This is a genomic window from Kitasatospora sp. NPDC059648, from assembly GCF_042734825.1.
GTDB lineage: Bacteria > Actinomycetota > Actinomycetes > Streptomycetales > Streptomycetaceae > Kitasatospora.
This window is the reverse complement of sequence record NZ_JBHWDU010000103.1, coordinates 1-25,770: the sequence shown is the minus strand read 5'-3', so window position 1 is coordinate 25,770 and position 25,770 is coordinate 1. Positions and strand designations below refer to the sequence as shown.

At 74.1% G+C, this 25,770-nt stretch carries 21 protein-coding genes and 2 pseudogenes; 10 read left to right on the top strand and 13 right to left on the bottom strand.

What is annotated here, in order from left to right; translation table 11 throughout:
- The 3 genes from ACFV1W_RS35815 to ACFV1W_RS35805 form a co-directional block, all read left to right on the top strand.
- The coding region (locus tag ACFV1W_RS35815; RefSeq protein WP_380421448.1) for a DUF5997 family protein at positions 1-444 on the top strand (444 nt) is incomplete at its 5' end.
- 150 nt (positions 445-594) lie between these two features.
- The gene (locus ACFV1W_RS35810) at positions 595-2,304 is read left to right on the top strand and encodes a DUF885 domain-containing protein (protein WP_380421447.1); all 1,710 of its coding nucleotides are present in this window, start codon (positions 595-597) and stop codon (positions 2,302-2,304) included.
- Between the two features lie 342 nt (positions 2,305-2,646).
- Positions 2,647-3,390 carry a hypothetical protein gene (locus ACFV1W_RS35805; protein ID WP_380421446.1) on the top strand — a complete coding sequence of 248 codons (744 nt, stop codon included), beginning with the start codon at positions 2,647-2,649 and terminating at the stop codon, positions 3,388-3,390.
- A gap of 65 nt (positions 3,391-3,455) precedes the next feature.
- On the opposite strand, the gene ACFV1W_RS35800 is transcribed toward ACFV1W_RS35805, so the two are convergent.
- Genes ACFV1W_RS35800 through ACFV1W_RS35790 form a run of 3 tightly spaced genes read right to left on the bottom strand, consistent with a single transcriptional unit; the run spans position 3,456 to position 5,836 of the window.
- Entirely contained in the window at positions 3,456-4,811 is a 1,356-nt protein-coding gene (locus ACFV1W_RS35800; protein ID WP_380421445.1) for a glycosyltransferase, read from the bottom strand.
- A gap of 48 nt (positions 4,812-4,859) precedes the next feature.
- The gene (locus ACFV1W_RS35795) at positions 4,860-5,627 is read right to left on the bottom strand and encodes an SDR family NAD(P)-dependent oxidoreductase (RefSeq protein ID WP_380421444.1); all 768 of its coding nucleotides are present in this window, start codon (positions 5,625-5,627) and stop codon (positions 4,860-4,862) included.
- Positions 5,624-5,836, bottom strand: a complete 213-nt coding sequence (locus tag ACFV1W_RS35790; RefSeq protein ID WP_380421443.1) for a hypothetical protein — start codon at positions 5,834-5,836, stop codon at positions 5,624-5,626. The genes ACFV1W_RS35795 and ACFV1W_RS35790 overlap by 4 nt, the downstream gene beginning before the upstream one ends.
- 80 nt (positions 5,837-5,916) lie before the next feature.
- Here ACFV1W_RS35790 and ACFV1W_RS35785 point away from each other — a divergent pair, with 80 nt between their 5' ends.
- The gene (locus ACFV1W_RS35785; RefSeq protein ID WP_380421442.1) at positions 5,917-6,252 is read left to right on the top strand and encodes a hypothetical protein; all 336 of its coding nucleotides are present in this window, start codon (positions 5,917-5,919) and stop codon (positions 6,250-6,252) included.
- Positions 6,253-6,365: 113 nt separating this feature from the next.
- On the opposite strand, the gene nadE is transcribed toward ACFV1W_RS35785, so the two are convergent.
- The 4 genes from nadE to ACFV1W_RS35765 form a co-directional block, all read right to left on the bottom strand.
- On the bottom strand, positions 6,366-7,205 hold the full coding sequence (gene nadE / locus ACFV1W_RS35780; RefSeq protein WP_380421441.1) for an ammonia-dependent NAD(+) synthetase: 840 nt from the start codon (positions 7,203-7,205) through the stop codon (positions 6,366-6,368).
- Positions 7,206-7,318: 113 nt separating this feature from the next.
- Complete coding sequence (ftsH, locus tag ACFV1W_RS35775; protein WP_380421440.1) at positions 7,319-9,328, bottom strand: ATP-dependent zinc metalloprotease FtsH; 2,010 nt, start codon at positions 9,326-9,328, stop codon at positions 7,319-7,321.
- A gap of 151 nt (positions 9,329-9,479) precedes the next feature.
- Entirely contained in the window at positions 9,480-10,118 is a 639-nt protein-coding gene (locus ACFV1W_RS35770) for a disulfide bond formation protein DsbA (RefSeq protein WP_380421439.1), read from the bottom strand.
- A 58-nt stretch (positions 10,119-10,176) separates the two neighbouring features.
- Positions 10,177-11,745, bottom strand: coding sequence for an alpha/beta hydrolase (locus ACFV1W_RS35765; protein ID WP_380421438.1), 1,569 nt, complete (start codon positions 11,743-11,745; stop codon positions 10,177-10,179).
- Between the two features lie 443 nt (positions 11,746-12,188).
- Here ACFV1W_RS35765 and ACFV1W_RS35760 point away from each other — a divergent pair, with 443 nt between their 5' ends.
- Positions 12,189-12,941: an NUDIX domain-containing protein gene (locus ACFV1W_RS35760; protein WP_380421437.1), complete on the top strand. Its 753-nt coding sequence runs from the start codon at positions 12,189-12,191 to the stop codon at positions 12,939-12,941.
- Between the two features lie 262 nt (positions 12,942-13,203).
- Here the strand turns inward: ACFV1W_RS35760 and ACFV1W_RS35755 are convergent, their stop codons facing one another.
- Positions 13,204-13,878: a DUF6461 domain-containing protein gene (locus ACFV1W_RS35755; RefSeq protein WP_380421436.1), complete on the bottom strand. Its 675-nt coding sequence runs from the start codon at positions 13,876-13,878 to the stop codon at positions 13,204-13,206.
- A gap of 627 nt (positions 13,879-14,505) precedes the next feature.
- Positions 14,506-15,545, bottom strand: a pseudogene (locus tag ACFV1W_RS35750) (cytosine permease); the annotation flags it as partial.
- 6 nt (positions 15,546-15,551) lie between these two features.
- Here ACFV1W_RS35750 and ACFV1W_RS35745 point away from each other — a divergent pair.
- Positions 15,552-16,472: pseudogene (locus ACFV1W_RS35745) on the top strand (amidohydrolase); the annotation flags it as partial.
- 300 nt (positions 16,473-16,772) lie between these two features.
- Positions 16,773-18,206 carry an erythromycin esterase family protein gene (locus ACFV1W_RS35740; protein ID WP_380421435.1) on the top strand — a complete coding sequence of 478 codons (1,434 nt, stop codon included), beginning with the start codon at positions 16,773-16,775 and terminating at the stop codon, positions 18,204-18,206.
- Positions 18,207-18,406: 200 nt separating this feature from the next.
- Here ACFV1W_RS35740 and fabV read toward each other — a convergent pair whose 3' ends face one another.
- From fabV to ACFV1W_RS35725, 3 genes are all read right to left on the bottom strand, one after another.
- Positions 18,407-19,618, bottom strand: a complete 1,212-nt coding sequence (gene fabV, locus ACFV1W_RS35735; RefSeq protein WP_380421434.1) for an enoyl-[acyl-carrier-protein] reductase FabV — start codon at positions 19,616-19,618, stop codon at positions 18,407-18,409.
- Positions 19,619-20,042: 424 nt separating this feature from the next.
- The gene (murJ, locus tag ACFV1W_RS35730; RefSeq protein ID WP_380421433.1) at positions 20,043-21,725 is read right to left on the bottom strand and encodes a murein biosynthesis integral membrane protein MurJ; all 1,683 of its coding nucleotides are present in this window, start codon (positions 21,723-21,725) and stop codon (positions 20,043-20,045) included.
- A gap of 97 nt (positions 21,726-21,822) precedes the next feature.
- Complete coding sequence (locus ACFV1W_RS35725; RefSeq protein WP_380421432.1) at positions 21,823-21,963, bottom strand: hypothetical protein; 141 nt, start codon at positions 21,961-21,963, stop codon at positions 21,823-21,825.
- A 280-nt stretch (positions 21,964-22,243) separates the two neighbouring features.
- Here ACFV1W_RS35725 and ACFV1W_RS35720 point away from each other — a divergent pair, with 280 nt between their 5' ends.
- Positions 22,244-23,446, top strand: a complete 1,203-nt coding sequence (locus ACFV1W_RS35720; protein ID WP_380421431.1) for an MFS transporter — start codon at positions 22,244-22,246, stop codon at positions 23,444-23,446.
- A 23-nt stretch (positions 23,447-23,469) separates the two neighbouring features.
- Here ACFV1W_RS35720 and ACFV1W_RS35715 read toward each other — a convergent pair whose 3' ends face one another.
- Positions 23,470-24,423 carry an alpha/beta hydrolase gene (locus ACFV1W_RS35715; RefSeq protein WP_380421430.1) on the bottom strand — a complete coding sequence of 318 codons (954 nt, stop codon included), beginning with the start codon at positions 24,421-24,423 and terminating at the stop codon, positions 23,470-23,472.
- Positions 24,424-24,466: 43 nt separating this feature from the next.
- Between ACFV1W_RS35715 and ACFV1W_RS35710 the strand changes: the two genes are divergently transcribed.
- Both ACFV1W_RS35710 and ACFV1W_RS35705 read left to right on the top strand, forming a co-directional pair.
- Complete coding sequence (locus ACFV1W_RS35710; protein ID WP_380421429.1) at positions 24,467-24,949, top strand: MarR family winged helix-turn-helix transcriptional regulator; 483 nt, start codon at positions 24,467-24,469, stop codon at positions 24,947-24,949.
- 102 nt (positions 24,950-25,051) lie between these two features.
- The gene (locus ACFV1W_RS35705; RefSeq protein ID WP_380421428.1) at positions 25,052-25,510 is read left to right on the top strand and encodes a MarR family winged helix-turn-helix transcriptional regulator; all 459 of its coding nucleotides are present in this window, start codon (positions 25,052-25,054) and stop codon (positions 25,508-25,510) included.
- Positions 25,511-25,770 lie beyond the last annotated feature (260 nt).

The following is a 25,770-nucleotide window of genomic DNA, read 5'->3' as shown; positions in this document are numbered from 1 at the left end:
GCGCACTCCCTTACCCTTGTCACCATGACATCGCTCAAGCAGAAGACCAGCCAGACCATGAAGCCGGCCACGGCGGCCAAGAAGCTGGGGATCTACCTCGCCGCGGCGCCGACCGACTTCCAGGAGGGCGTGGTCTCCCGCGAGGAGCTCAACGCGCTGCAGGCCGCGCCGCCGCAGTGGCTCCAGGAGCTGCGCAAGAACGGCCCGCACCCGCGCCCGGTGGTCGCCGCGAAGCTCGGCGTCTCCATCTCGGGCCTGGCCCGCGGCGGCGTGACCGAGGCGCTCACCACCGCCGAGATCGACGCGATCAAGGCCGAGAACCCGCTGTGGCTCCAGCACGAGCGCGCCAACCAGGTCGACGTCCGCAAGGAGGAGGCCCGGATCAAGGCGAAGCACGAGAAGGAGGCCGCGGAGAAGGCCGCCAAGGAGTCCCAGGGGCACTGAGCTCCCCCCGGCATTCGGAGCCCGGGGCCCGGGTCCGCAGCCCGGATCCTGAATTCCGCTCAGGCGGCGGCGCGTTCACGGCGGGCGGGAGGAACCTCCTCCGCCCGCCGCCTATTGACCGCGCCGCCGCGGACTCCGAATAATCACCCGATGACCGACCAGCCGGGTGACGGCCCGACCGCGACCTCCGCCCAGGACGAACTCGCCGCCCTCGCCGAGGAGTTCTTCGCGGCCGAGAACGCCCACGACCCCTTCGAGGCCACCCTCGGCGGCATCGAGGGCCACGCCCACGAGGTGCCCGACCCGTCGCGCGCGGCCGCGCTGCGCCACCGCGAGGTGCTCCGGGCCTTCGGCGCGCGCCTGGCGGCGATCCCGCTGGACGGGCTGGTCGGCGAGGACCGCCTCACCCACCGGGTGCTCGCCCGGCTGATCGAGAACAACAGCGGCCGGATCGCCCACGGACTGGACGACTCCAGCGTCTCCGCGACCGTCGTGGCCCCGCACAACACGGTCTTCGCCACCTTCGCCATGACCGCTGTCGACCAGGAGGGCGCCGACGCCTACCTGGAGCGGCTGGCCGGACTGCCCGGCTACTTCGACGCCGTCCTGCAGCGCAGCCTGGACGCCGCCGCCGAGGGCCGGCTGCCGCTGCGCAGCGGAGTGGACGCGGCCGTGACCCAGCTGGACGGCTACCTGGCCGCCGACCCGACCGCCGACCAGCTGCTGCGCCCGCTCCAGGGCCGCCCGGAGTACGAGCGGGCCGGGGCGATCGTGCGCGAGGGCGTCCGGCCGGCGGTGGCCCGCTACCGGGCCGGGCTGGCGCAGCGGCTGGCGCCGACCGCCCGTCCCGACACCGAGGCCGGGGTCTGCCACGTGCCGGGCGGCGCCGAGGGCTACGCGGACGCCGTCGGCCGCTTCACCCGCCCCGGACTGGCTCCGGAGGAGGTGCACCGGATCGGCCTGGAGGCGGTGGCGGCGCTGCGCGAGGAGCTCGCCGAGCTGGGCGCCGAGGTGCTCGGCATCAACGGCACCGACGCCGTGCTGACCGCGCTGCGCGAGGACCGGTCGCTGCGCTTCGGCAGCGCGGCCGAGATCGTCGCGCTGGTGGACGGTGCCCTGGACCGCGCGCGCAGCGCCTCGGCCGACTGGTTCCGCCCGTACCCGATCGCCGACTGCGTGACCAGGGAGATCGACCCGCTGGAGGCGGAGACCGCGCCGCTGGCCTACTACCAGCCGCCGGGCCCGGGCGGCCTGCCCGGCACCCACTGGATCAACACGCTGAACCCGCAGAGCCGGTTCACCTACGAGTACGAGGCGATCGCCTTCCACGAGGGCGTGCCGGGCCACCACCTCCAGATCGCGGTCGCCCGGACCCTGCACCACCTGCCGCGGTTCCGGCAGCGGGCGACCGCCGCGCTGACCGCGCACGTCGAGGGCTGGGGCCTGTACACCGAGCGGCTGGCGGACGAGATGGGCCTGTACGGCTCGGAGCTGTCCCGCTTCGGCATGCTCTCGATGGACGCGCTGCGGGCGGTGCGCCTGGTGGTGGACACCGGGATGCACCACTACGGCTGGTCCCGGGAGCGGGCGATGGCCTACCTGCGGGAGAACACCGCGACCCAGGAGGCCAACGTCCGCAACGAGATCGACCGCTACATCGCCTGGCCGGGCCAGGCCACCGCCTACCTGATCGGCCGTCGGGAGATCGTCCGGCACCGCGAGCGGGCCCGGGCCGCGCTCGGCGGGCGCTTCGACGTCCGGGAGTTCCACCACGAGCTGATCGGGCACGGCAGCCTGCCGCTGGACGTGCTGGACGATCTGATCACGGACTGGATCGCGGACCGGAACGCGGCGCGGTAGCCCGGGCGGTGCCGACGGAGGCGGACCCCCCGGCACCGGCGGGCTCAGAGGCGGCGGGCTCAGAAGCAGCGGGCTCAGAAGCTGGCCGGAGGCAGATCGTTCGAACCCCACCCGAACACGATCCCTTCACGGCTCGGACAGATCGGGAGTCGGTCGCGCCGGGCGGTGGCGAACCCGTCGCGGCGTCAGGGATGCGGAAACGATTCCGCGAGCCCGCGACAGTCCTCCCGCGCCGGACGTGGCGTCACCCGTTCGGCCCCCTCGACACGGTAGTGTCCGCTGACGCGGCCTCCGGCACCCCCGCCGACCGCCCGTACCACCGCAACGACCTGGAGGAACTCCGTGCCGGCTCCCGCCCGAGGCGCCCTCGCCATAGCCGCGGCCGTCCTGCTCGCCGCAGCCGCCGCAGGCTGCTCGTCCGGCGGCGGCCACACCGCCAAGGACGGCTCGCACGCCAAGGACGGTGCCCACGGCACCGCACCGGCCGCCACGGGCGACGCCGCCCGGCCCGCCCCGGCCAAGATCGTCACCGGGCCCGGCCCGAAGAGCTCCTACGACGCCCAGCCCCAGCCCGCGGCGGGCAGCTGCCACTACCGCTACACGGCGGACAAGCAGCCGCTGCCCGACCCCGACTGCACCCCGGGCGCGATCAGCCCGGCCGTCAACCAGGGCAACATCAACGACACCATCTGCAAGCCGGGCGGCTACACCTCGACCATCCGCCCGCCGGCGAACATCACCGGCAAGGAGAAGGCCGAGAACGCCAAGTCCTACGGCTACGCCGGCCCGATGGGCGACGCCGAGTACGACCACCTGATCAGCCTGCAGCTCGGCGGCGACCCCAACGACCCGCGCAACCTGTGGATCCAGCCGCCGTCCCCCGGCCACGTCCCGGGCAAGGGCCCGAACAACCCCAAGGACTCGGTGGAGACCCACCTGCACACCGCGATCTGCAAGGGGCAGGTCACCCTGGCCGCCGCCCAGCAGGCGATCGCCACCGACTGGACGACGGCCGAGGTGAAGCTCGGCATCAGCAAGGGCGCCACCGCCGCGCCCACCGCGGAGGCGGACGCCGACGGGGACTGACCCTCCCCGCCCGGTGAACCCTCCCGGTCCGCGCCGCGCGCCCGGTCAGGCGTCTCGGCGCCCCGTCAGCCGCCGCGGCGCCCCAGCGACTCGACCAGCTCGGCGATGGTGTCGAACGGCCGGTACTCCGCGAACTCCGCGCCCAGCGCGCGGGCCCGCTCGCGGAACCGGCCCTCGCCCAGCAGCTGGTCGACCGCCCGGCCGACCGCCTCCGGGGCCGGGCGGCCGGTGCGCAGGTCCAGTCCCGCGCCGGCCCACTGCACCCTGGCCGCGACCTCGGGCTTGTCCTCGCTCGCCCCGGCCACCACCAACGGCACCCCGTACCGCAGCGCGGTCTGCACCCCGCCGTAACCGCCGTTGCTCACCAGTACGTCGGTGTGCGGCAGCAACCGGCCGAACGGGACGTACCCGGCGGCGCGGACGTTGTCCGGCAGGCTCCCGCCGAGCAGCCCGGCCAGCGCCCGCGGGCCGTCCGGCCGGGCGGTGGCGGCCACCACCAGCACGTCCCGCCCGGCCAGGGCGCTGACCGTCGGCACCACCAGCTCTCCCAGGTCGTCGTTGGCCAGCGTCCCCTGGGTCACCACCACGACCGGGCGCCCGCCGTCGACGACCTCGCCCCACCACTCTGGCAGCGGCCGGTCCTCGTCGACGCTCCCGGGCAGCGCGCCGATCAGCCGGTACGAGGCGGGCGCGTCGCTGCGCGGGTACTCGAAGCCCGGCACGGTCAGCTGCAGGAACACGTCCGGCACCGCCACCTGGGCCCGCCCGCGCGGCCCCTCCGGCAGCCGGACGCCCACCTCCGCGAACACCTTCTCCGCGTACCGCCGCAACGGCTCACCGCGCCGGTCCGCCTCCTCCCGCAGCTCCCGCAACCGGGCCCGGCCCTCCTCGCCGGGCAGCGGCGGCACCCCGAGCCCGAACGGCGCGGTGTCCACGCTCGGCAGCATCGACGGGCTGATCCCGACCCCGACCAGCGCCGGGCGCTCCGCCCGCGGCCGGCTCAGTGCCAGCGGAAGCGCGCCCTGGACGAAGGCGTCGGCGATCACCGTGTCGGCGGGGAACCCCTCCAACAGCGCCAGCAGCGCCCGGTACTGGTACGGGACCGGGTCGAGGAAGACGTGCTGCACGTCGAAGGCGATCCGCGCCGGCCCGGGCGGCAGGTCCGCCCGCCCCGGGAAGGACGCGTCGAGGTCGCGGTCGTCCCAGTCGGCCTCGGCGGGCAGCGCGGCGAAGCGCACCCCCGCCCGCTCGGAGGCGTCCGCGAAGCGCGAACCGCCGAGGAAGACCACCTCGTGGCCGCGGGCGGCGAGGTCGGCGGAGATCGCCAGCAGCGGGCTGACGTGCCCGTGTGCGGGCAGGGCGGTGGTGATGATCCTGGACAGCGGAGACTCCCGTGTTCGGGCCCGGTGCGGTCTGCTCATGTGCTTGCGCTCACCGTGGGCACGGCTGGTGGACGACCGGTGAACGACTCATCTGCCCAGTACCGCACCGCCGTTCAGGCCGATCACCTGCCCGGTGAGGTAGCCGGCCGCCGGGGAAGCGATGTAGGCCACCGCCGCGGCCACGTCCGCGGGGGTGCCGGCCCGGCCGACCAGGGTGTCGGCGACCTTCCGGGCGTGGAACTCCTCGTTCCGGTCGACCCCGAAGATCTCCGTGTCCACCACGTAGCCGGGTGCCAGCACGTTCACGGTGATCCCGTCCGGCCCCAACTGCCTTGCCAGGCCGAACGCCCAGCCGTGCAGGGCCGCCTTCGCGGCCGCGTACGAACCCGCCGAGTGCGGCCCGGCGCCACCGCGCTGGGCGGCCGCCGAACTGATCACCACCAGTCGGCCGCCCGGGCGGCGCAGCGCTCCCTGGAGCGCGGTGGTCAGCAGCACGGCGGTGAGCAGGTTGGTGTCCAGGTCCCGCCGCCAGGAGGCGGCCAGCGCGGCCAGGCTGCCGTCCTCGGGCGGGGTGATGATGGCGCCCGCGTTGTTCACCAGCACGTCCACCGGCCCGAGTTCACCGACCCGGGCGGCCACCTGCTCGACCGCCGCCGGATCGGCCAGGTCCCCCGCGACCGGAACGACCGTCCCCGGCCCGGCGTCCCGCTCGATCTGCGTCCGGGCCTCCTCCAGCACCGCCGCCCGTCGCCCGAGGACCGCGACCCGGTAGCCGTCCCCGGCCAGCCGCGCCGCGATCGCCCGTCCGATCCCGGTGCCTCCACCGGACACCACCGCGAGCCGCTCGCGCGTCACCGCTCGACCCCGCCCTCGTAGTAGGCGTGCACCAGCTCGGTCGACCACGCGGGCCGGCGGACCTCGCCGCGCGGCCCGAACTCGGCCAGGTACGGCTTGACGTCCAGCACCGGTGTGCCCGCCGCCGCGACGCTCCCCCAGCCGTCGTCGCGCACCTCCTCGCGCCCCCCGACCACCCGGGCCACCGGACGCACCGTCACTTCATCCATGCCGCTTCCCCCTTCGACGTCTAACCGTTCACTCGGTACGCTAGCGATCCGAACGCGCGGACGATCAAGGGGGCGGGTCGTTGTCGGTGACGGACCCGGCGATCAGGGGCCTGGGTACGGAGAGCGGCGACGCGACCGGCGCCGCCGTCTTCGGCGGCCTGACGGTCGCGCTCGACGTCGTCCTGCTGACCCGGACCTGGCGCTGGGCGGGCGAGCAGACCCCGGCGGAGCACCGGGCGGCGGTGGAGCGGACCGGCATCCTGGTCGGGGCCGTCCTCTTCGCCGCCCTGTTCGGTGTCGCGATCGCCGGACAGTGGTCCACGCCGCACCGGCGCTGGCGGTGCGCGATGCTCAGCGCACTGGCCTCGCCCGCGCTGCTGCCACTGGGGCTGTTCCTCGCGCTGGCCGCCCGCTGAGCGCGCCCGGCTCGCCTCGGGGTGGCCTCACCGGGCTCCCAGCCCCCACCGGCGACCAACTCGACGCTCCCCGTGGGGAAGCGGGCCGAGAGGCCGCCGGCCGGTCGGGTCCGTCACGCCTGGCCCGGGACGATGGGCAGGCCGCGCTTGTGCTCGGTGCGGCGGTAGTGGCCGAGGACGGTGTCGAAGACCTGCTCGCTGACCTCTCGGCCCTCCAGGAAGTCGTCGAGGGCGTCGTACTCGACGCCGAGCGCGTCCTCGTCGGGCTTGCCGGGGGCGAGGTTCTCCAGGTCGGCCGTGGGAACCTTGCCGACCAGCTCCTCGGGAGCCCCCAGGTGCGCCGCCACCGACCGCACCTGACGCTTCGTCAGTCCGGAGAGCGGCATCACGTCGGCCGCGCCGTCACCGAACTTGGTGAAGAAGCCGACGGCCGCCTCGGCGGCGTGGTCGGTGCCGACGACCAGGCCGCCGGCGGCGCCCGCGGCCGCGTACTGGACGACCATCCGCTGGCGGGCCTTGACGTTGCCGCGCACGAAGTCCTCGTGGGCGTGGTCACGGAAGGTGACGCCGGCCGTCAGCAGGGCGTCGAAGGCCGCGTCGGTGGCGGGCTTGATGTCGACCGTGAGCACCTCGTCGGCCCGGATGAAGTCGAGCGCGCGCTGGGCGTCCGCCTCGTCCGCCTGGACGCCGTACGGCAGTCGCATCGCCGTGAAGGCCGCCTGGTACCCCTCGGCGCGCAGCCGCTCGACGGCGAGCTGGCAGAGCCGCCCGGTGGTGGTGGAGTCCACCCCGCCGCTGATGCCCAGCACCAGGGTGCGCGCGCCGGAGGCCCGCAGCTGGTCGGCGAGGAAGGCCACCCGGCGCTCGGCCTCCTTCGCGGGGTCGGTGACGGGCACCACCCCGAGGGCCAGGGCGATCTCGCGCTGGACGTCCGCGGGCAGGGTCTCGGTCATGGTCGGCTCCTTCAAGTCGGTACCACGACATCATCCACCCGGGCCGCGGCCGGGCCGTCGGCGGGCCCTGGGTCCGCAGGGCCCGGGCCGCCGCACCCGGGCCTCAGCGGCCCTCAGGCCGCCGCACCCGGGTCCGGCTCCGCGTCCGGACCGACGACCGGAGAGGCGTCCGGCTCCGCGCCCAGGGTCCGGCCCGCCCCCGGGGCCGGGTGCCCGAGGATGTCGAGCACCACGCGGCCGTCCACGGTCTCCTGGGAGACCAGCAGAGCCGCCAACTCGTCCAGGTGGTGCCGGTGTTCGTGCAGCAGTCCGACGGCCCGGCGCTCGGCGCCGCGCAGCAGGGCGGCCACCGCCTCGTCCACCGCCCGCTGGGTCTGCTCGGAATAGGGGCGGCGCAGCAGGTCGTCGGGGTGGTCGCCGAGGTACTGGGGGGAGCCGCTGGAGTAGCCGACCGGTCCGAGGTCCGGGGACAGGCCGAACTCGCGGACCATCCGGGTGGCGACCGAGGTGGCGTTGGCGAGGTCGTTGGCGGCGCCGGTCGAGCCCTCGCCGAAGACGACCAGTTCGGCGGCCCGTCCGCCGAGCTGGACGGTGAGCAGGTCGGTCAGGTAGCTCTCGCTGTACAGGTGCCGTTCGGCCTCGGGGAGTTGCTCGGTGGCGCCGAGGGCGACCCCGGCCGGGAGGATGGTCACCTTGGCGACCGGGTCGGCATGCTCGCACAGCGCGGCCATCAGGGCGTGCCCGGACTCGTGCACGGCGACGGCGTGCCGCTCCTCGGGCAGCAGCGCGTTGGAGGACTCCCGGCGCCCGAGCAGCACGCGGTCACGGGCCTCGTCGAGGTCGGCGGCGGTGATGGTGGCCCGTTCGGCGCGCACGGCGTTGATGGCGGCCTCATTGACCAGGTTGGCGAGGTCGGCGCCGGAGAAGCCGGGGGTACCGCGGGCGATCCGGTCCAGGTCCGCGTCGGGGGCGAGGGTCTTGCCACGGGTGTGGACGGAGAGGATGGCCGCCCGTTCGGCCTGGTTGGGCAGCGGCACGGTGACCTGCCGGTCGAAGCGCCCGGGGCGCAGCAGCGCCGGGTCGAGGGCGTCCGGCCGGTTGGTGGCGGCGATGACGACGATGCCGGTGCTCTGGTCGAAGCCGTCCAGCTCGGAGAGCAGCTGGTTGAGGGTCTGCTCGCGCTCGTCGTTGCCGCCGATCCGGGTTCCGCCCGCGCGGCGGCCGCCGACGGCGTCGATCTCGTCGATGAAGATGATCGACGGAGCGCGTTTGCGGGCCTCCTCGAACAGGTCGCGGACCCGGGAGGCGCCGACCCCGACGAACATCTCGACGAAGCCGGAGCCGGTCACGGAGAGGAACGGCACCGAGGCCTCGCCGGCGACGGCCCGGGCGAGCAGCGTCTTGCCGGTGCCCGGCGGGCCGACCATGATCACCCCGCGCGGCCCCTTGGCCCCGGCGGCGGCGTAGCGCTCGGGGCTGCGCAGGAAGTCGACCACCTCGCTGACCTCCTGTTTCACTCCTTCGTACCCGGCCACGTCGGCGAACCCGGTGGCGGGCCGCTCGGCCTCGATGATCTTCGCCCGGGAGCGGCCGATCGCGCTCAGCCCGCCGCCGAGCGAGCGCGCGGCCATCCGGCCCGACCAGAGGAAGAGCCCGCCGAAGATCAGCAGCGGCAGGAACAGCAGCAGGGTGGACCAGATCGAACTGCCGCCGCCGCTGCGGCTGCCGGTGACGTTCACGTGCTGGTCGGAGAGCGCGCGGCTGAGCTGGGAGGTGTCCAGGGCGGTCGGGATCTGGCTGGTGAAGTGGGTGCCGTCCTTGAGGGTGCCGGAGACGCCGCCGGTGTCGGTGACGTCCACGGTCTGCACCTGGCCGGTGTCGACCCGGTTCACGAACTCGGTGTAGCCGTAGCGGGGGCCGGTCGGGGGGGTCTTGGAGAACAGGACCAGGAGGAGCAGGGTCACCAGCACCGCGACGGGCAGAAGCCAGCGGCGCAACGCGGGCGGGGGCGGCTTGGGCGGGGTGCCGCCGGGGCCGGGGCGCGGCCCGCCTCCGGGGGCGCCGCCGGGGCCGGGCGGAGTCGCGGGGTGGCGGAGGGCGTGCAGCCGCGTTCGCACGGTCATCCACGCTCACCGCCTTTCGGGTTCGCCGCCGGCGCCCTGCGCAGGGCCCACCTCTCCATGGTCGACCCCCCGGCTCCAGGACGGGAGGCCGAGCGGGCACCGGGTGGACGCGACCGGCCCGGTGGCCCGGCGCCGGCGTCCCCGGCCGGGGTCAGGAGAAGTCGAGCGGCCCCGTCCGGGTCCGCTTCAGCTCGAAGAACTTCGGGTAACCGGCCAGCAGCCGCACGCCCTCGAAGACCCGCAGCGCGTCCTCTCCGCGCGGGATCGCGCTCAGCACCGGGCCGAAGAAGGCGACGCCGTCCACATGGATGGTCGGGGTGCCGACCTCCTCGCCGACCGGGTCCATGCCCTCGTGGTGGCTCTTGCGCAGCGCGATGTCGTACGCCGTGCTGTCGGCCGCCTCCGCCAGTTCCTCGGGCAGCCCTGCCGCCACCAGGGCCTCGCGGATGACGGTGTCGTCGGCCTCCCGGTCCTGGTCGTGCAGGCGGGTGCCGAGCTCGGTGTACAGGTCGCGCAGCACGTGCTCGCCGTGCTGCTCGGCGGCCGCGGTGCAGACCCGGACGGGGCCCCAGCCGGTGGTCATCAGGCGCTGGTAGCGCTCCGGCAGGTCGGTGCGGCCCTCGTTGAGGACGGACAGGCTCATCACCCGGAAGTCGAGGTCCAGCTCGCGCTGCTTCTCGACCTCCAGGATCCACCGGGAGGTGATCCAGGCGAAGGGGCAGACGGGGTCGAAGTAGAAGTCGACCTTGGTGGTGTTCTCGTTCGCGTGCGTGTTCACGTCGGTGATCATAGGGCGCGATTGGACCACTCCCCAGGGCCAATCACCACCATCGACCCTGGGCCACTTCTCAGCTGCAGGTGGTCCCGTCGGCAGGCACCGTACCGTCCAGCAGGTAGGCGTCCACGGTCTTCTTCAGGCACGGGTTGCCGGTGTTGTAGCCGCCGTGGCCCTCGCCCTTCAGGGTGACGGTGACGCCGACGCCCGCGCCCAGCTGCCGCGCCATCGCGTGGGCGCCCTCCACCGGGGTGGCGGGGTCCCCCGTGGTGCCGACCACCAGGATCGGGGCGGCGCCGGCGGCGGAGACGTCCGGGTGGTCGGTCTTGCCGGGGACGGGCCAGCCGGTGCAGCCGGTCAGGCCCCAGGCGGTGAAGGCGCCGAACACCGGGGAGGCGTTGCGGAACCGCGGCAGCTGCTGCTCGACGTCCTGGTCGGAGTACCGCTGCCGGGCGTCCACGCAGCTGATCGCCCGGTTGGCCGCGTTCAGGTTGTTGTAGTGCCCCTGCGGGTCGCGGCCGAGCAGCGAGTCGGCCAGCTGGAGCAGGGTGTCACCGGTGCCCTGCTGCATCGCCTCGCTGAGCCCGGAGGCCAGCGCGGGCCAGGTCTGCTGGCTGTACAGGCCGGCGGCGATGCCGGTGATGGCCAGGCTCTCGGTGAGCTTGCGGCCGCTTCCGGTGGGCAGCGGCGACTGCGAGAGCTTCTGCAGCAGGTCGGTGACCTTCGCCGTGCCCTCGGCGCCGCCGGCGCCGGTGGGGCAGGTGGGGCCCTGGGTCGCGCAGGCCTTCATGAAGTCGTCGAGGGCCAGTTGGAAGCCCTGCGCCTGACCGAGCGCGCTCTGCTGCGGGTCCTTGGTCGGGTCGACCACCGAGTCCAGGACCACTCGACCGACCTCCCGGGGGAACAGGTGCGCGTACACACCGCCGAGCTCGGTGCCGTAGCTGATGCCGAAGTAGAAGAGCTTCCGGTCACCGACCACCTGCCGCATCAGGTCGAGGTCCCGGGCGGCGCTCTCGGTGTCCACGTAGGGCAGTACCGGGCCGGAGTTGTGCTCGCAGGAGGAGGCGAACTGGGCGTTGCTGTCGTCCAGGGCCTTGACCTCGGCCGGGGTGTCCGGGGTGCTGTCGACGGCCACGTTGGCGTCCATCGCCGGATCGTCCAGGCACTTCACCCCGGCGCTGTCGCCGACCCCGCGCGGGTCGAAACTCACCAGGTCATAGCGGGTGTTGAGGGAGGCGTAGGCCGGGGCCAGGGCGGGCAGGGTGGCCACACCGGAGGCGCCGGGGCCGCCGAAGTTGAAGAACAGCGAGCCGATCCGGTGCTGCTCGTCCGTGGCCTTGCTGCGGATCAGCGCGAGGTCGATGGTCTTGCCGCCCGGCTTGGCGTAGTCCAGCGGGGCCTTGAGGGTGGCGCACTGCCAGTCGCCCGCGGGCGCGGCGCCGCCGCCCTGCGCGGCGCTCGGGGCCGGGCAGGGGTGCCAGTCCAACGGCTGGCTGGCCAGGCCGGAGAGGTCGGCGCCGGTGGCCGGGGAGGTCGGCGCCGGGTCGGCGACGGAGCGGCCGCCGCCCTGGCAGCCGGAGACGGGGGCGAGCAGCAGCGCGGCCAGGCCGAGCGCGCCGGCGCCGCGGACAACGGTGTGCATGGAGCGGTCCACCTCTCGGGTTGGCCGGACTGGGTCGGTCTCCCCGCTCGGGCTCGGCGGGTCTGCTGGACGTGACTTCCGGATGGACGTGTCCTCCGCCGCGCTTCCGGACGCGCTTCCGGACTGGGTTTCCGGACGCGCCGGCGCGGGGCGGGGCGGTGTGCGCCCCAGTGCGCCGGGGCGGCGTGCGCCCCGGCGCTCGGCACCGTCGAGCGCACCACAGACCCTAGGGGCCGCGGGGCGGCGACGCCCGTCGGAATCCCCGGACGGGGGGATCGCGCCGAACGGACTGCCACCGGCCGACCGGGTGAGGGTTCAACCGGCTCACCGGGTGGCAGACCTACCGCCGAACGTCGGGCGCGGGCCGCCGACGCGTCGTGGAGCGGCCCCGGAGTGGATGTGGACACGGAGTGGATGTGGACACGGAGGACACGGAGGACACGTTGAGCACCGACGCCGGCACCGACACCGACTTCGTCAGCGTGGACGTCTTCATCACCACCGGCCGGCAGGAGGTGCTGCTGCAACTGCGCGACGACCGGCCGGACATCCGGTGGCCCGCCCACTGGGTCGTCCCCGGCGGACACCGCGAGCCGGGCGAGACGCCGCACCAGACTGCCGTCCGCGAACTCCGCGAGGAGACCGGGCTGCACGTACCCGGCCTGCGCCCCTTCCACCCGGTGCTGGCCGAGACCGACCGGCGCGGCCCCCGGCGGCGGGCCTTCCACGCCCGGGTCGACGTCGACCCGGGCGAGCTGGTCCTCGGCGAGGGCCAGGAACTGCGGCTCGTCCCGTTCGCCGAGGCACAGCGGATGAAGCTGCCGCCAGCGCTCAAGGGCTACCTGCGCCAGCTGGAGGTCCGGCTGACCGCCGGGCGGACCCCGGAGTGGGCCGTGGTCGACGACATCCACCGCCACCTCTCGGCCCACCGGGCCGGGCTCGGACTGTCGCTGCTGCACCTCCAGGTGGTGAAGATCCAGGAAGAGGCGGGGGAGGTCGCCGAGGCCCTGCTCGGCGTGCTCGGCGCCAATCCGCGCAAGGGCGTCAGCCACACCATGGCGGACCTGCAGGGCGAGCTGTGCGACGTGATCACCGCCGCCATGGTCGCGCTGCGGGACACCACGGCCGACCCGGGCGCCGTCCTCGCCGAGCACCTGGCGCGCTGGCGGCCGTCGCGACTCGACCGGGAGGAGTAGCCGTCGCCTCCGCTCCTTCCCGCGCACTGGATCCACCGCAATCGCCCTGGCCGATCGGCACCCCCTGAAGGGGAGATCCGGGGTCGGAACCTCCCGATCGGCACATGTGCGGCCGGTGTGCGGCGAACGAGGATGGCGGTCATCGGGGCCCCGCCGGTGGGGCCCGGGAAGGAGTCCCACCGTGACCGCCCTCCGCGTCCCGACCCTGCCCCTGCCCCTGACCCCGCCTTCGCCCTCGCCCCTGATCTCGTCCGTGCTCGCCTCAGCGCGGTTCCAGCCCCGGTCGGCCGCGCACCCCGTACGCCGGCAGCCGCAGCTCGCCCAGCACCGCCCGGGGCAACCGCAGCCCGAACCGCCGCCCGACCACACCGAGGGTCCGCCGAACGCCCGGGTACGGTGCGTCCCCGGGGGCGCAGCGGGTGACGCCGTCCGCCTCAAGGACGTTCGCGGCGACCAGCTCCGGCACGAGCAGATCGGGCTCCTGCCCCCAGCGCCAGCGCTCCTCCCCCAGACCGAAGCCGCACAGCACGGCGCCGTCCCGCGCGTAGTCCAGCAGGGCCGGAGGCTGCTCCGGCATCGGGCGGAAGTGGACGACCTCGACGTTCCCGCGCGCTATCTCGGTGAGCAGTTCGCCGCCGGTCGAGTCCCCGTACTCGATGGCGAAGGTCCACCCGTCCGCCTCGCCAACGCGGATCACGCCGTCGCCGTCGTCACCGGGGCGGTAGACCTCGATGTCCAGGTCCCAGATCTCCGTCCCGCTGATCGGCCCGGTGGCGGCAGCCGGGTCGGCGCCCATCCGGCGGGCGAGTTCCTCGGGCGGGATCCCGCGCGCGAACACCACGCCGTCCACTTCCCCGCCCGCGTCCGCCAGCCACTGGATGCCCTCACCGTCCTGATCCTCGGCCTCGCGCGAACCGTCACCGATGACGCCGATCATGACGCCCCTCCCCTCGCGCCAGCCCTGCGATGGCCAGGCGCAGCCGGTCCGCACCCTAACCGAGAACAGCGACACGCATCGCCGAAGCCGTGCAGCCGCACCCTCTGCCGCCCGCCACCTCGACCCGCCGCGCCAACGACGGCGCAAAGCCACCCGCCCTTCTTCGCCCCCCTCGTACCGCGCTCCTCCTACGTCGACGCCGACAGAAGACTCGGCGCCGGCCGCTCCGCATCCTTCGTCGCGGGCCCTGCCGTGGGCGGCGCCCTCGTCCAGGTCCTGACCGCGCCCGTCGCCGTGGTGGCCGACGCCCCGTCCTTCCTGGCCTCGGCCGCGCTGCTCGGGCCGCTCGGGTCGACGAGCCGGCCGCCCGCGCCGAACCTTCGTGTCCGCTTCCGGCCTGACCGTCCTGTTCGCCGAACGGGAGCTCGGCTTTTCGGCCGGAACCATCGGGCTGGTCTTCGGCCTCGGATCCACCGGAGCCCTCGCGGGCGCGGTGATCGCCCCGAGGAGCCAACGGCCGCGGCGGGGGGGGGGGAGTGGGGGCCCGCGCCACGAAGAGCCAACCCCCCCCCCAGCGTATATACCGCCCCCCCCCAAACTCCCCCCCCACGGCCCAACCCCCCGGAGTCAGGCGCTCTCGCGCACCGCCACCGCCCGCCGCATCAGCGGGGCGTAGACCGCGGCGGCCACGACGATTACCACCGGCAGGGCCAGGTCGACGCCCGTCAGGGCGGCGACCGGGCCGGTGCAGAGGGTGTCGACGCAGAGGGCGAAGGTGGCCACGCCTGCGGCCAGGGCGAGGGCGCCGGCCGGGTTGATGCCGGCGCGGTACCAGAAGGGGCTGCCCGGGGCTTCGTCGGTGAGGGCCCGACCGTCGTAGTGGTTGCGGCGCAGCAGGATGTCGGTGGCGTAGACGGCAGTGCTGGGGCCGAGGAGGACGACGGTCAGCTGGAGCACGTTGCTGACGGTGTCGAGGAAGTTGGAGACCAGCAGCGCGTAGAGGGTCAGCGCGACCGCGACCGTGCCGTCCACGAGCACGCTGAGCGTGCGGCGGATGCGGGTGCCGACGGCCTGGAGGGCGAGGCCGGCGCTGAAGGCGGTGAGGGCGTTGACGGCGATGGTGCCGACGACCAGGGAGAGCAGGAACACCGGGTTGAACCAGCCGGGCAGGATCTTCTGGAGCGCGGCCTGCGGATCGGTCATGTCGACGGCGCTGGCCCCGCTCGGCTGGACCGCCTTCGGCGGGTTCCTGCCCAGCGTCGTGGTCGGCGGGCTCGGGGGAGGACGGCGCGCGGGGAGGTGGTGGCCGGCAGGTAGCGGGAGAAGTCGGCGCTGGTGGTGTACGAGAGCGAGCCGGAGGCGATCAGGGCGATGCCGGCCAGGACAGCCGCCCACAGCCCGCCGCCGCTGAGCGGTTCCGGCTGGCTCCAGTCGAAGTCGGCGTGCCGGAGGATCGCGTACCCGACGACGGCGAAGGCCGCGGCGAGGGCCAGTGTGATCGCCAGGTAGAGCCGCACGATCATGGCGTGCCCGTAGACGCTGATGGTGAGGGTGACCACCACGACCGCGATCACGATGACGATCTTGATCGGGGTGTTCGGGGTGATCCCGACCTGTTCGGCGAGGGAGAACGCCGCCACGGCCGCCGCCGCGAGGTTCAAGTAGTATCCCGGGACGGGCTGCGCGAGCTGGTCGAACTGCAGGGCCGTAGTGGGAGGTTGTGGCGGGTGGACGGCGTCAAGCTGTTCATGGACGGCACGATCGACAACGGCACCGCCTGGCTGGAGCGCCCGGACTGCCACGGCGAGTCCACCCACGCCTTCTGGCCCGCCCCGGCGCACTACACCCGGGTGATCGGGGAGCTGCACCGGGCCGGAGTGCCCACCGCCACCCACGCGATCGGCGACGCCGCCGTCCGCCACGCCCTGGACTCCGTCGCCACGGCCACCGCGAACGGGACCACCGCCAACGGAACCACCGCCAACGGAACCACCGCCAACGAGACCACCGCCGGGAGGAGCCGCGGGGGGAGCGGCACGACAGCCCCTGTCCGCCACCGGATCGAGCACATCGAGACCGTCCCGGACGACGTGGTGCGCCGCTTCGCCGAGCTGGACGTGATCGCCTCCATGCAGCCCACCCACTGCTGCGACTTCACCCGCGCCGACCACACCGACAACTGGTCCCGCCGCCTGGGCGAGGAGCGCGCCGACCGCGCCTGGCGCTGCCGCGACCTCTGGGACGCGGGCGCCACCGTCGTCCTCGGTTCCGACTGGCCGATCGCCCCCTACCCGCCGCTGGGCGTCATGGCGGGTGCCCGTCACCGCCGTCCCACCCGCGACCTCACCCCACCTCCGCACAATCCCGGCCAGGCACTCACCCCCCTGGAGGCGCTGCGCGCGATGACCGTCAACGCGGCCTTCGCGGCGGGAGAGGAGCACTTCACGGGCCGGATCGCGGTCGGGCACCGGGCCGACCTCACCGTCCTCGCAGCCGACCCGCTCTTCACTCCCGCCACCGAACTCGCCGGGGTCCCGGTCCTGCTCACCGTCCTGGACGGCCGCCCCACCCACCGCGCCGACCGGCTCTCCTGACGCGGAACACCGGGACCACCCGGAGCAGGCGGAGCACCGGAAACACCCGGCCCCTCGAACGCCCATCCCCCGGACACCACGCCCCCGGACACCCACCCCCGCTACCAGCATTCCGCCCAGCCGTCCAGGTGTCCCTAGGGGAACCGCCCCGGTGCCCCCAGGGGCCCGGGGCGAGTGGGGAAGCCCCCCGGGAAACCTGGCGGCCCGCCCCAGCGCGCCCCACCCCCTCCTCGGCAGAGGATTCTCTCACCGGCCCACTCAGCCGGACGAGTTGAACCGACGAGTCGAGGAGCACCCATCATGACCGTGACGCGGAAGCCCACCCAGCGACGGACCCTGCTGCTCGCCACCGCCGGCAGCGCGGTCACCGCGACCGCCACCCTGCTCACCCCGGCCACCACGGCGACGGCCGCCGCCACGGCCGCCACCGCCACGACCACCACCGCCACGACCACCACGGGCCGGCGGGCCACAGGCAGCCCCCGGACGGTCCCACCAACCTTCACCGTGACCGAGGAACTGGACCGGATCGCCCACCCCCTGCGGTCCACCGAGCCCGACGCCCCGACCGGCGGCCTGCGGGCCCTGGGCTCGATGATCGGCGACGCCCGGGTGGTCGGCCTCGGCGAGGCCACCCACGGGTCGCACGAGTTCTTCACCATGAAGCACCGGGTGTTCCGCTACCTGGTCGAGGAGAAGGGCTTCACCACCTTCGCCCTGGAGGCCAGTTGGTCGGCCGGCCTGCTGATCGACGCGTATGTCCAGGGCGGGGGCGACGACGACGCCCGCCGGCTGGTCCGCCGCACCCTGGCCGGGTCGCCGTGGCAGCGCAGGGAGTTCGCCGATCTCATCGACTGGATGCGCGCCTACAACCGCAGCCACCCGCAGCGCCCGGTCCACTTCGTGGGCACCGACCTCGGCTTGCCCGGCATCGGCGAGCAGACCTTCGCCGAGGTCACCGCCTACGTGCGCAAGGCCGCACCCGCCTCGCTGTCGAGCGTCGAGCAGTCGTACGCCGGCCTGCGGCCGTTCGACGACGCCATCGGCTACCTGACCCGGGTCCCGCAGCCCGAGCGGCAGCGCAACGCGGACCTGGCGCAGCAGGCGCTGGACCTGGTCACCGCCGCCGGGAAGGACGGCGACGCGGAGTACGAATGGGCGGTCCAGCACGCCCGGAACATCGCCCGGACGTTCGCCTTCTCCACCATGCGGATCGACGACGCCCCCTCGGTCACCGCCGCGCAGGTGCTCCGCGACCGGGCGATGGCCGACAACACCCTGTGGTGGCAGCGCCGTCTCGGCGGCAAGGTCCTGCTCTCGGCGCACAACGGCCACACCGGCTACCGCTCCAGCGATCCGGCGCTCTACCCCACCACGCAGGGCTCCCACCTGCGCGACGCGCTCGGCGCCGGCTACGTCTCCGTCGGCTTCACCTTCGGCGGCGGCTCCTTCCTCACCGGGACCGACCCGTTCGCCGACAACTGGCAGAGCACCACGGTGCCCCCAGCCACCCTCGGCATGAACGAGTACCTCCTGGACCGGGTCCGCCCCCGGGACTACTACCTCGACCTGCGCCAGGCCCCTCCTGCGGCCCGCACCTGGCTGGACACGGCCCGCCCGACGTACGACGCCGGGACCACCTTCAGTCGCGACCCGCTGCCCACCCTCGCCCTGGGTGCCGGCTATGACCTGCTCATCCACCTCCACCGGGTCCGCGCGGCCGAGAAGCTCTGACGAGCACCCCCGGTTCACCGCCGGGAACCGCCCGGTCCCCCTGCCCCCGCCTTCAGCTGCCCCCTCACTCCCCGAGCGCGTCGCCGCACTCCGGCGCCTCACCGGGGCCGCCTCCGCCCCGCCGGATCGAGCCCGAATGGCTCCCGGTGCCGCGCACTTCGAGCGAACGGATGCTCAGCGGTTCCGTGCCACCGCCGCGATCAACAAGGACCGGGCCAGGGAACGTCGGTCTCCACCGCGGCGGAGTAGTCGACACCCGGCACGGAGAACCCGTACAGCCGCCGGACCTCGGCGCGGAACCAGTCGAGGTCGGCGAGACCGGCGACGGTGTCGGTCGTGGCCGCCTCCCAGCGCTCGGCGACGGCCGCCTGGACGTCGTCGGCGAGTTCCCAGGCGTCCAGGCGGATCCGGCCCTCGTCGTCCAGCACGAGCGGGGAGGCGCCGGTGAGCTGGTCCCACAGGGAGGCGAGCTGACGCACCGGCGGGACCATGGCCTCGCCCAGGACGCCGCGCAGCAGGCCCGTGTACAGGGCGATCCCGGGGACGGCGGTGGAGGACTGGGTGACGGCCGCGCCGTTGACGGAGGTCACGGCCCGCCCGCCCACCGCCTTGCCGAGCCGCTCGTCCAGCGTCCGCGCGGTGGCCTCCAGGTGGACCTTGGCCGCGCCGATGGTGCCCTGCCGGTAGATCGCTGCGGTCAGCGGCGAGCCGATGTACGACAGCGCGACCGTGGCGAACCCCCCGGCGAGCAGGCCCCGACCCGCCAGGTGGTCGATCCAGCGCTCCCAGTCCGCGCCTCCCATCACGGCCACGGTCTGCTCGATGTCGTCGCCCTCGGCCGGCTGGGTCTCCACCTCCCGCACCTCGGGAACGCCCTGGTCGTCGAAGACCAGCGTCCTGGTGCGGTTCGCCCGGCCGATCGGCTTGAGGACGGAGGCGTACGTGGTACCGGTGTCCGGGTCGGTGCGTCGGGGCGCGGCCACCGAGTGGACCAGGTAGTCCAGCCGGCCGCCGAACCGCTGCTCGATGAGCTCGGCGACCTGCTCCTTCATCGGGTCGGAGAACGCGTCGCCGTTGAGGAAGACCAGGTCACGACCGGCGGTACGGGCGAGGTCGGCGGTGGCCGCGGTGCGGTACCAGCCGGCCGTGGCGGTGCGCCGCCCGGAAGGGGCCTTCTCGTAGGAGACCGCGATGCCGCGGATACCGGCCCGCTTGAGGCCGGCGACGGTGGCCGCCAGCCCGTACCCGGCCGAGGAACCGATGATCAGCGCCACCGGCTCGTCCCCCGCCGGGAGCTCGGCGGGGCCGGGGCACGCCTGCCACATGTCCGCCACCAGCCGCTCGCAGCCCACCGGGTGGGAGTCGAGGAAGAGGAAGCCCCGGTGACGGGGGGTGAGAACGCGCTCGCTCACGATGGCAGTCCTTGGGTCCGGGCCGAAGCCGCGGCCACCGACCGGGCCGCGACGAAGAAAGTCTGTGCCAGCACGGCCGCGGCGCGTGGCCCTCACCGGGAACAACGATCAAGAGCCGACCTTGGCGCCTTCCGCCACTTCCACTGCGACGGGAAGGCGGCTACGGCCGGCGGAAGGCCCGCGGCGCGGTCTCAGCCCGACCGGCGACGCCGGTGGCCGGCCGTGACGTGCCCGGTCAGCCGCTCCCAGTTGCCCGGACCCGGTGGCCGCCTTCTCCTCCTCCGTGAAGGGCGCGCTCTCCAGGAACGACCGGGCGACGCTGCCGCTGGTGTCCAGGTACGGGAGGCGGCGAGGCTCGACGTCCACCGCTCGACCGCCTCACCACCGACGGGCCCTGGCCGGGGCGCACCGCCGGGTGAGCGGTTCAGCCGCCCAGCCCCGGCAGGCTGCGGAGTTCGCCGATGCGCAGCAGACGGGCGAAGGCGAGGAACAGCAGGGCCATCGCGACGCCGCCGGCGGCGAGCGAGACGGCCGGTGTCCAGGCGGCCGGGGCCGGCACGTGGGCACAGGTGCGGGCGATGAGCCAGCCGGTGGCGGCGGCCGCGGTGGCGGCCGCGGTCAGCTTGGCGTAGGAGCGGCAGATGCGTCGGCCGTCGAGCAGTCCTCCGGTGAGGCGCCTGAGCCGCAGGGCGGTGAGCAGCAGGCCGAGGGCGTAGGAGAGGGCATAGGCGGCGGCCATGCCGGTGACCGCCCAGCGGGGGGACAGCAGCAGGTAGCAGGCCACGGCCAGCGCGATGTCGGTGGCACTGATCCACAGCGCCATGCGGAACGGTGTGCGGGTGTCCTCGAAGGCGTAGAAGCCGCGCAGCAGGAGGTACTGGGCGGAGAACGGGATCAGCCCGAGGCCGAAGGCCTGCAGCATGTGGCCGAGCGGGGCGGTGGCCGCGGCGTCGGCGGCTGCGTGGGCGAACAGCAGTCGGGCCGTCTGCGGGCCGAAGGCGGCGAAGAAGAACGCCGCCGGGACGATGACGACGCCGCTGACCCTCAGCGCGCGGGAGAGGTCGGCGCGCAGCGCGTCGGGACGGTGCTCGGCCACGGCCCGGCTCATCCGCGGCAGGAGCGCGGTGACGAGGGAGACCGTGACGACAGCCTGGGGGAGCATCCAGATCTGCTGGGCGTAGCTGTAGGCGGTGTAGCCGACGCCGGCCTCGGGCAGGGCGGCGTCCGCGGCGGAGGCGAGGCGGGTGACCACGGTGTTGGCCACGAGGTTGGCCAGGACGAACAGCAGGGTCCAGCGCGCCGCGCTCACGCTCCTGCGCAGGCCGGCGCCCCGCCAGTCGAAGCGCGGTCGCAGCCGGAAGCCGGCGGCGTGGGCGTACGGGACCAGGGCGAACGCCTGCAGGGCCAGGGCTACGGTGGTTCCGATGCCGAGCAGCCTGACCTGGGCGTCGGTGATGTCCGCGACCTTCCCGGGGACGGTCACCAGGCCGAGGTAGAGGCCGAGCATCGTGATCAGCACCAGGTTGTTCAGGACCGGGATCCACATCAGCGCCCCGAAGCGGTTCCGGGCGTTGAGGACCTGTCCGAAGATGCTGAACACGCCGTAGAAGAAGATCTGCGGCAGCAGGAAGCGGGCGAAGACCACGGTCAGCTCGAACGCCTCATGGGTGGCGGGCGTGTCGCGCTGGTAGATGCCGATGATCGCGGGGGCGGCCCAGGTGGCCAGCGCGCTGCCGACGCCCAGGACGCACAGCACCAGGGTGACCAGGCGCTGTTCGAACCCGACCCCGCCGTCGGGGTCCTCCGCCCGGGCCCGGACCAGCTGGGGGACCAGGACGGAGTTCAGCGCGCCGCCGATCAGCAGGAAGTACAGGCTGGTGGGCACCGTGTTGGCCTGGTTGTAGGTGGTGGCCAGTAGCCCGGTGCCCAACGCCGCGGCCTGCAGCACCTGGCGGACCAGTCCGGTGGCACGCGAGACCACCGTCCCGGCGGCCATCAGCGCGGACGACCGCAGCACGCCGCCGGCGGCGGCCCGCTTCGGGGCCGCGTGCCTACCGCGCCCTACGGGCGATCGCTCCGACGTGCTGTTCGAAGTCTCCTCGGTCATGGAGTCAATCTACGGCCCAACGCTCCTCGGCACACGGAGAGTTCGGACTCCGCGGGCGACGCGGTACGGCTCAGGATCAGCACTGGATGCTCGGGCTTCAGCCGCCGCCCCCGCCGCCCGTGGCCTTCTGCTCCGGCGCGGCGTCGGCCAGGACGGTGACGTGGTGGTCCTGCGAGGCGGATCCGGCGGAAGCGGCCGTGACGGCGGCCGGGCTGGCGGCCGAGCCGATCAGCGCCAACGCGCCGATCGCGAGGGCGTGTCCGAGGCGGGGTCCGAGGGTGGCGGGCAGGGGCTCCTCCGGGGCGCCGGGCTGATGTGTGCGAGCTGACCGGAATGGCAGTCCGCCAGCTGAGGTGAACGGAAGGCGGTCGGGATGGGAAATGATCGCTCGCGCAGGCACTTTCACGAACCGTCAGGCGACCCGCGGACAACGGCCGCACCTTCCGGCGTACGTCCGGTCGGCGCAGCGCCCGCCCGTGCGCCTCGGCCCTACCGGATGACGCACCTATCGTGGCCAGGTGACCGATCATCGGACCGCTCCGCCCGCACTCGCCCGAACGGGCTACCTCCTGGCCGCCTTCGCCTTCGCCGTCTGCATGGCGGGCACCACCCTGCCCACCCCGCTGTACGGCCTGTACCGGGAGCAGATCGGCTTCTCCGAACTGACCGTGACGGTCGTGTTCGCCGTCTACGCCTTCGCCGTCATCGGCGTCCTGCTACTGGTCGGGAACGTCTCCGACACGGTCGGGCGCCGCCCCGTCCTGCTCTGCGGGCTGCTCTGCGCGGCCTCCAGCGCCGTGGTCTTCCTGGCCGCGGACAGCGTGCTGCTGCTCTGCCTCGGCCGGCTGCTGTCCGGCCTGTCCGCGGGCCTGTTCACCGGCACCGCGACCGCGTACGTGCTGGAGCTCGCCCCGTCGGGGCGCGGCGGGCGCGCGGACTTCGCCGCGACCGCAGCGAACATGGGCGGCCTCGGCTGCGGACCGCTGCTGTCCGGCCTGCTCTCCGAGTACGCGCCGCACCCCCTGCAACTGCCGTACGTGGCGCACCTGGTGCTGCTCGCCGTCTCCTTCGGACTGCTCCTGCTGCTTCCGGAGACGGTCAGCGACGCCCGTCCGCTGCGCACCGCCCGGCCCAACCGGCCCGAACTGCCGCCGGAGGTGCGCCGGGTGTTCCTGCCGGCCGGGATCGCCGCCTTCGCCGGGTTCTCCCTGCTGGGCCTGTTCACCTCGGTCAGCCCGGCCTTCCTCGCCGAGGGCCTGGACATCCACAACCGCGCGGTCGTCGGCCTCGTCGTGTTCGCGGCCTTCTTCGCCTCCACCGTCGGCCAGCTGCTCGTCCCCCGACTGGGCAGCGCCCGGGCGATCCCGCTGGGCTGCCTGGTGCTGATCGCCGGACTGGCGCTGCTGGCGGGCTCGCTCGCCTGGGCCGTCCTGGCGCTCCTGGTGCTCGCCGCGCTGGTGGGCGGCGCAGGCCAGGGCATGGGACTGCGCGGCGCGGTGGGCGAGGTCGCCGACGCGAGCCCGGCCGAGCACCGCGGCGGCGCCCTCTCGGCGCTGTTCGTGGTCGCCTACTTCGGCATCTCGATCCCCGTCATCGGCGTCGGCCTGATCACCGGTCCGCTCGGCCTGACCCGCGCCGGCCTGGTCTTCGCCGCCTGCATGGCCGTGCTCGCCGCCGGCTCCGGCGCCTACCTGCTGCGCCGGGCGAGCACCGAGCCCTGAATCCGCGTGCGCGCCTCGACCCCCTATGCGGCCGACGCCCGCGCGGCCTGCCCGGCCCGGATCCGCTGACGCAGGAACAGGGCGGCACGGTCCAACGCCTCGTCGGCCTCGTCGAGGACGCCGCCCGCGAACGACTGGAACACGTGCGGCACATCGGCGGTGACGTCCAGGATGACGTCCACGCCCGCGGTCCTCGCCCGCGCGGCCAGGCGGACGGAGTCGTCCAGCAGCATCTCGTTGGCGCCGACCTGGATCAGCATCGGGGGGAAGCCGGTGAGGTCGGCGTGGACGGCCGGGCTGAGCAGCGGCTGGCGCGGGTCGGCTCCGGCGAGGTACATGGCCCCGGTGTGTTCGAGGGCCGCGCGGGTGAAGATCGGGTCGACGCCCTCCTTCGTCGTCATGCTCTCGCCGGACCTGGTCGCGTCGAGGCCCGGCGAGAAGGCCAGGACGGCGGCGGGCAGCGGGAGGCCCGCGTCCCGGGCGGCGAGGCAGGTGGTGACGGCGAGGCCGCCGCCGGCCGAGTCCCCCGCGAAGACGACGGTGGAGGGCTCCGCACCTCGGCCGAGCAGGTCGCGATAGGCGCTCAGGGTGTCCTCGATCGCGGCCGGGAATGGGTGCTCGGGGGCGAGCCGGTAGTCCACCGAGTAGGCACCCAGGCCGGTCCTGGCCACCAGGTTCCCGGTCAGCGAAAGGGCGGTCGCGGGCGAGCCGAAGACCCAGCCGCCGCCGTGGAAGTACAGGATCGTCCCGGCCCCAGCGCCGTCCTGCGCCCCCGTGTCGGGGCCGGTCTTCGGCTCGACGCGCAGGGCGGGCCGGCCGCCGAGGGTCGTGTCGGCGGTCCGGATACGACCGTGGGGCACGATCATCCGGGCCATCAGCTCCCGGAAGCCGGCCCGGATCTCCTCGACCGTCCTGGGTCCTTCCGGCTCCGGCCGGCGCAGGATTCCGTCGATCCGGATGCGCTGTTCCCTGCTCATGGGCACACTCCTGCCACAAGTAGCTTCCCGTACACTATATGCCATGGAAGATACATTGAACGCGGGCCGCCCCGCAGCCGGACTCCCCGAGTTGTTCGCCGACCTGGTCAGGTGCGAGACCCGGCTGTACAACGCCCTCGGCGACCGCCTCCGCGAACGGCACGGGATCGTCACCTCGCAGTACGAGTTCCTCGACCACCTGCACCGCCACCCCGGGTGCCGGGTCGCGGACATCGCCGCCGAGTTCGCCGTCGGCGTCGGGGCGACCAGCAAGGGCATCGACCGCCTGGAGAAGCAGGGATGGGTCACCCGCCGGCCGAACCCCTCGGACCGCCGGTCCTCACTGCTGGCCCTGACCGCCGACGGCGCCCGGCTGGCCGAGGAGGCCCGGCGGACCTTCACCGACACCCTGGCCGAACTCCTCACGGGCACCCTCGACGCCGCCTCGCTCACGGCCGCCGCCCGGACCTTCGCGACCCTGCGCTCCGCCCTCGAACGCGACCGGATCGGCACACCCACCGGCTGAGCCGCATCCCGCCCCGCGGCGCCCGCGCCCTTGACCTCAAGTCGACTTCAACTTCTAGGGTCGGTCGCACCGAAGAGATCGACGAGGAGGAGCGGACCGGCCATGGAGTACTCGCACAGTGACGACGAACTGATCAAGCAGCCGATCGGGTACTGGAGTTGGGCCGCCTACAAGGCCGTCGTCGGCCGGACCCGGAGCGCGCTGGCCGAGCTCGGCACCACCCAGCCGCAGTGGTGGGTGCTCGCCCAGCTCGCCCGCGCCGAGGAGCCGAGGACCCGCGACGACGTCTGTGCCACCCTGCGCGACTACCTCGACACCGGGCAGGACGCCATGGAGACCGAGATCGACGCGACCGTCGAGCGCGGCTGGGTCACCGAGTACGCCGGGGGCCGGCTCGAACTCACCGCCGAGGGCCGGGCGTTCTTCGACGAGGTGGCCGCCGCCCAGGGCGAGCTGTGGGCCGAGCGCCACGCGGGCATCTCGGACGAGGAGTACCTGACCACGCTGAAGGTCCTGCAGCGGTTCGTCCGCAACACCGGAGGCACGGCCTGGCACCACTGACCGCGCGCCCGTTCAGCGGTCGGGGCGCGCCTGTACCGGTGGAGGTCCGGGGGCCTGTCCAACTGGCGGAACGTCCGACTTTTGCCGCCGGGCCGGATCGGCGCCCACCCGGTCCGCCACCCGCTCTTCTGGTGAGAAGCGGGATGGCGGGGGGCCCCCGGGGGTTGCGCCGCCCGGCGGGGGCGGCGGACAACAACACCCGCCCCGGCGGCGGGGGGGGGCCCGCCGGCACAGCCCCCGGCCCCGCGCGCGCCGCCCCC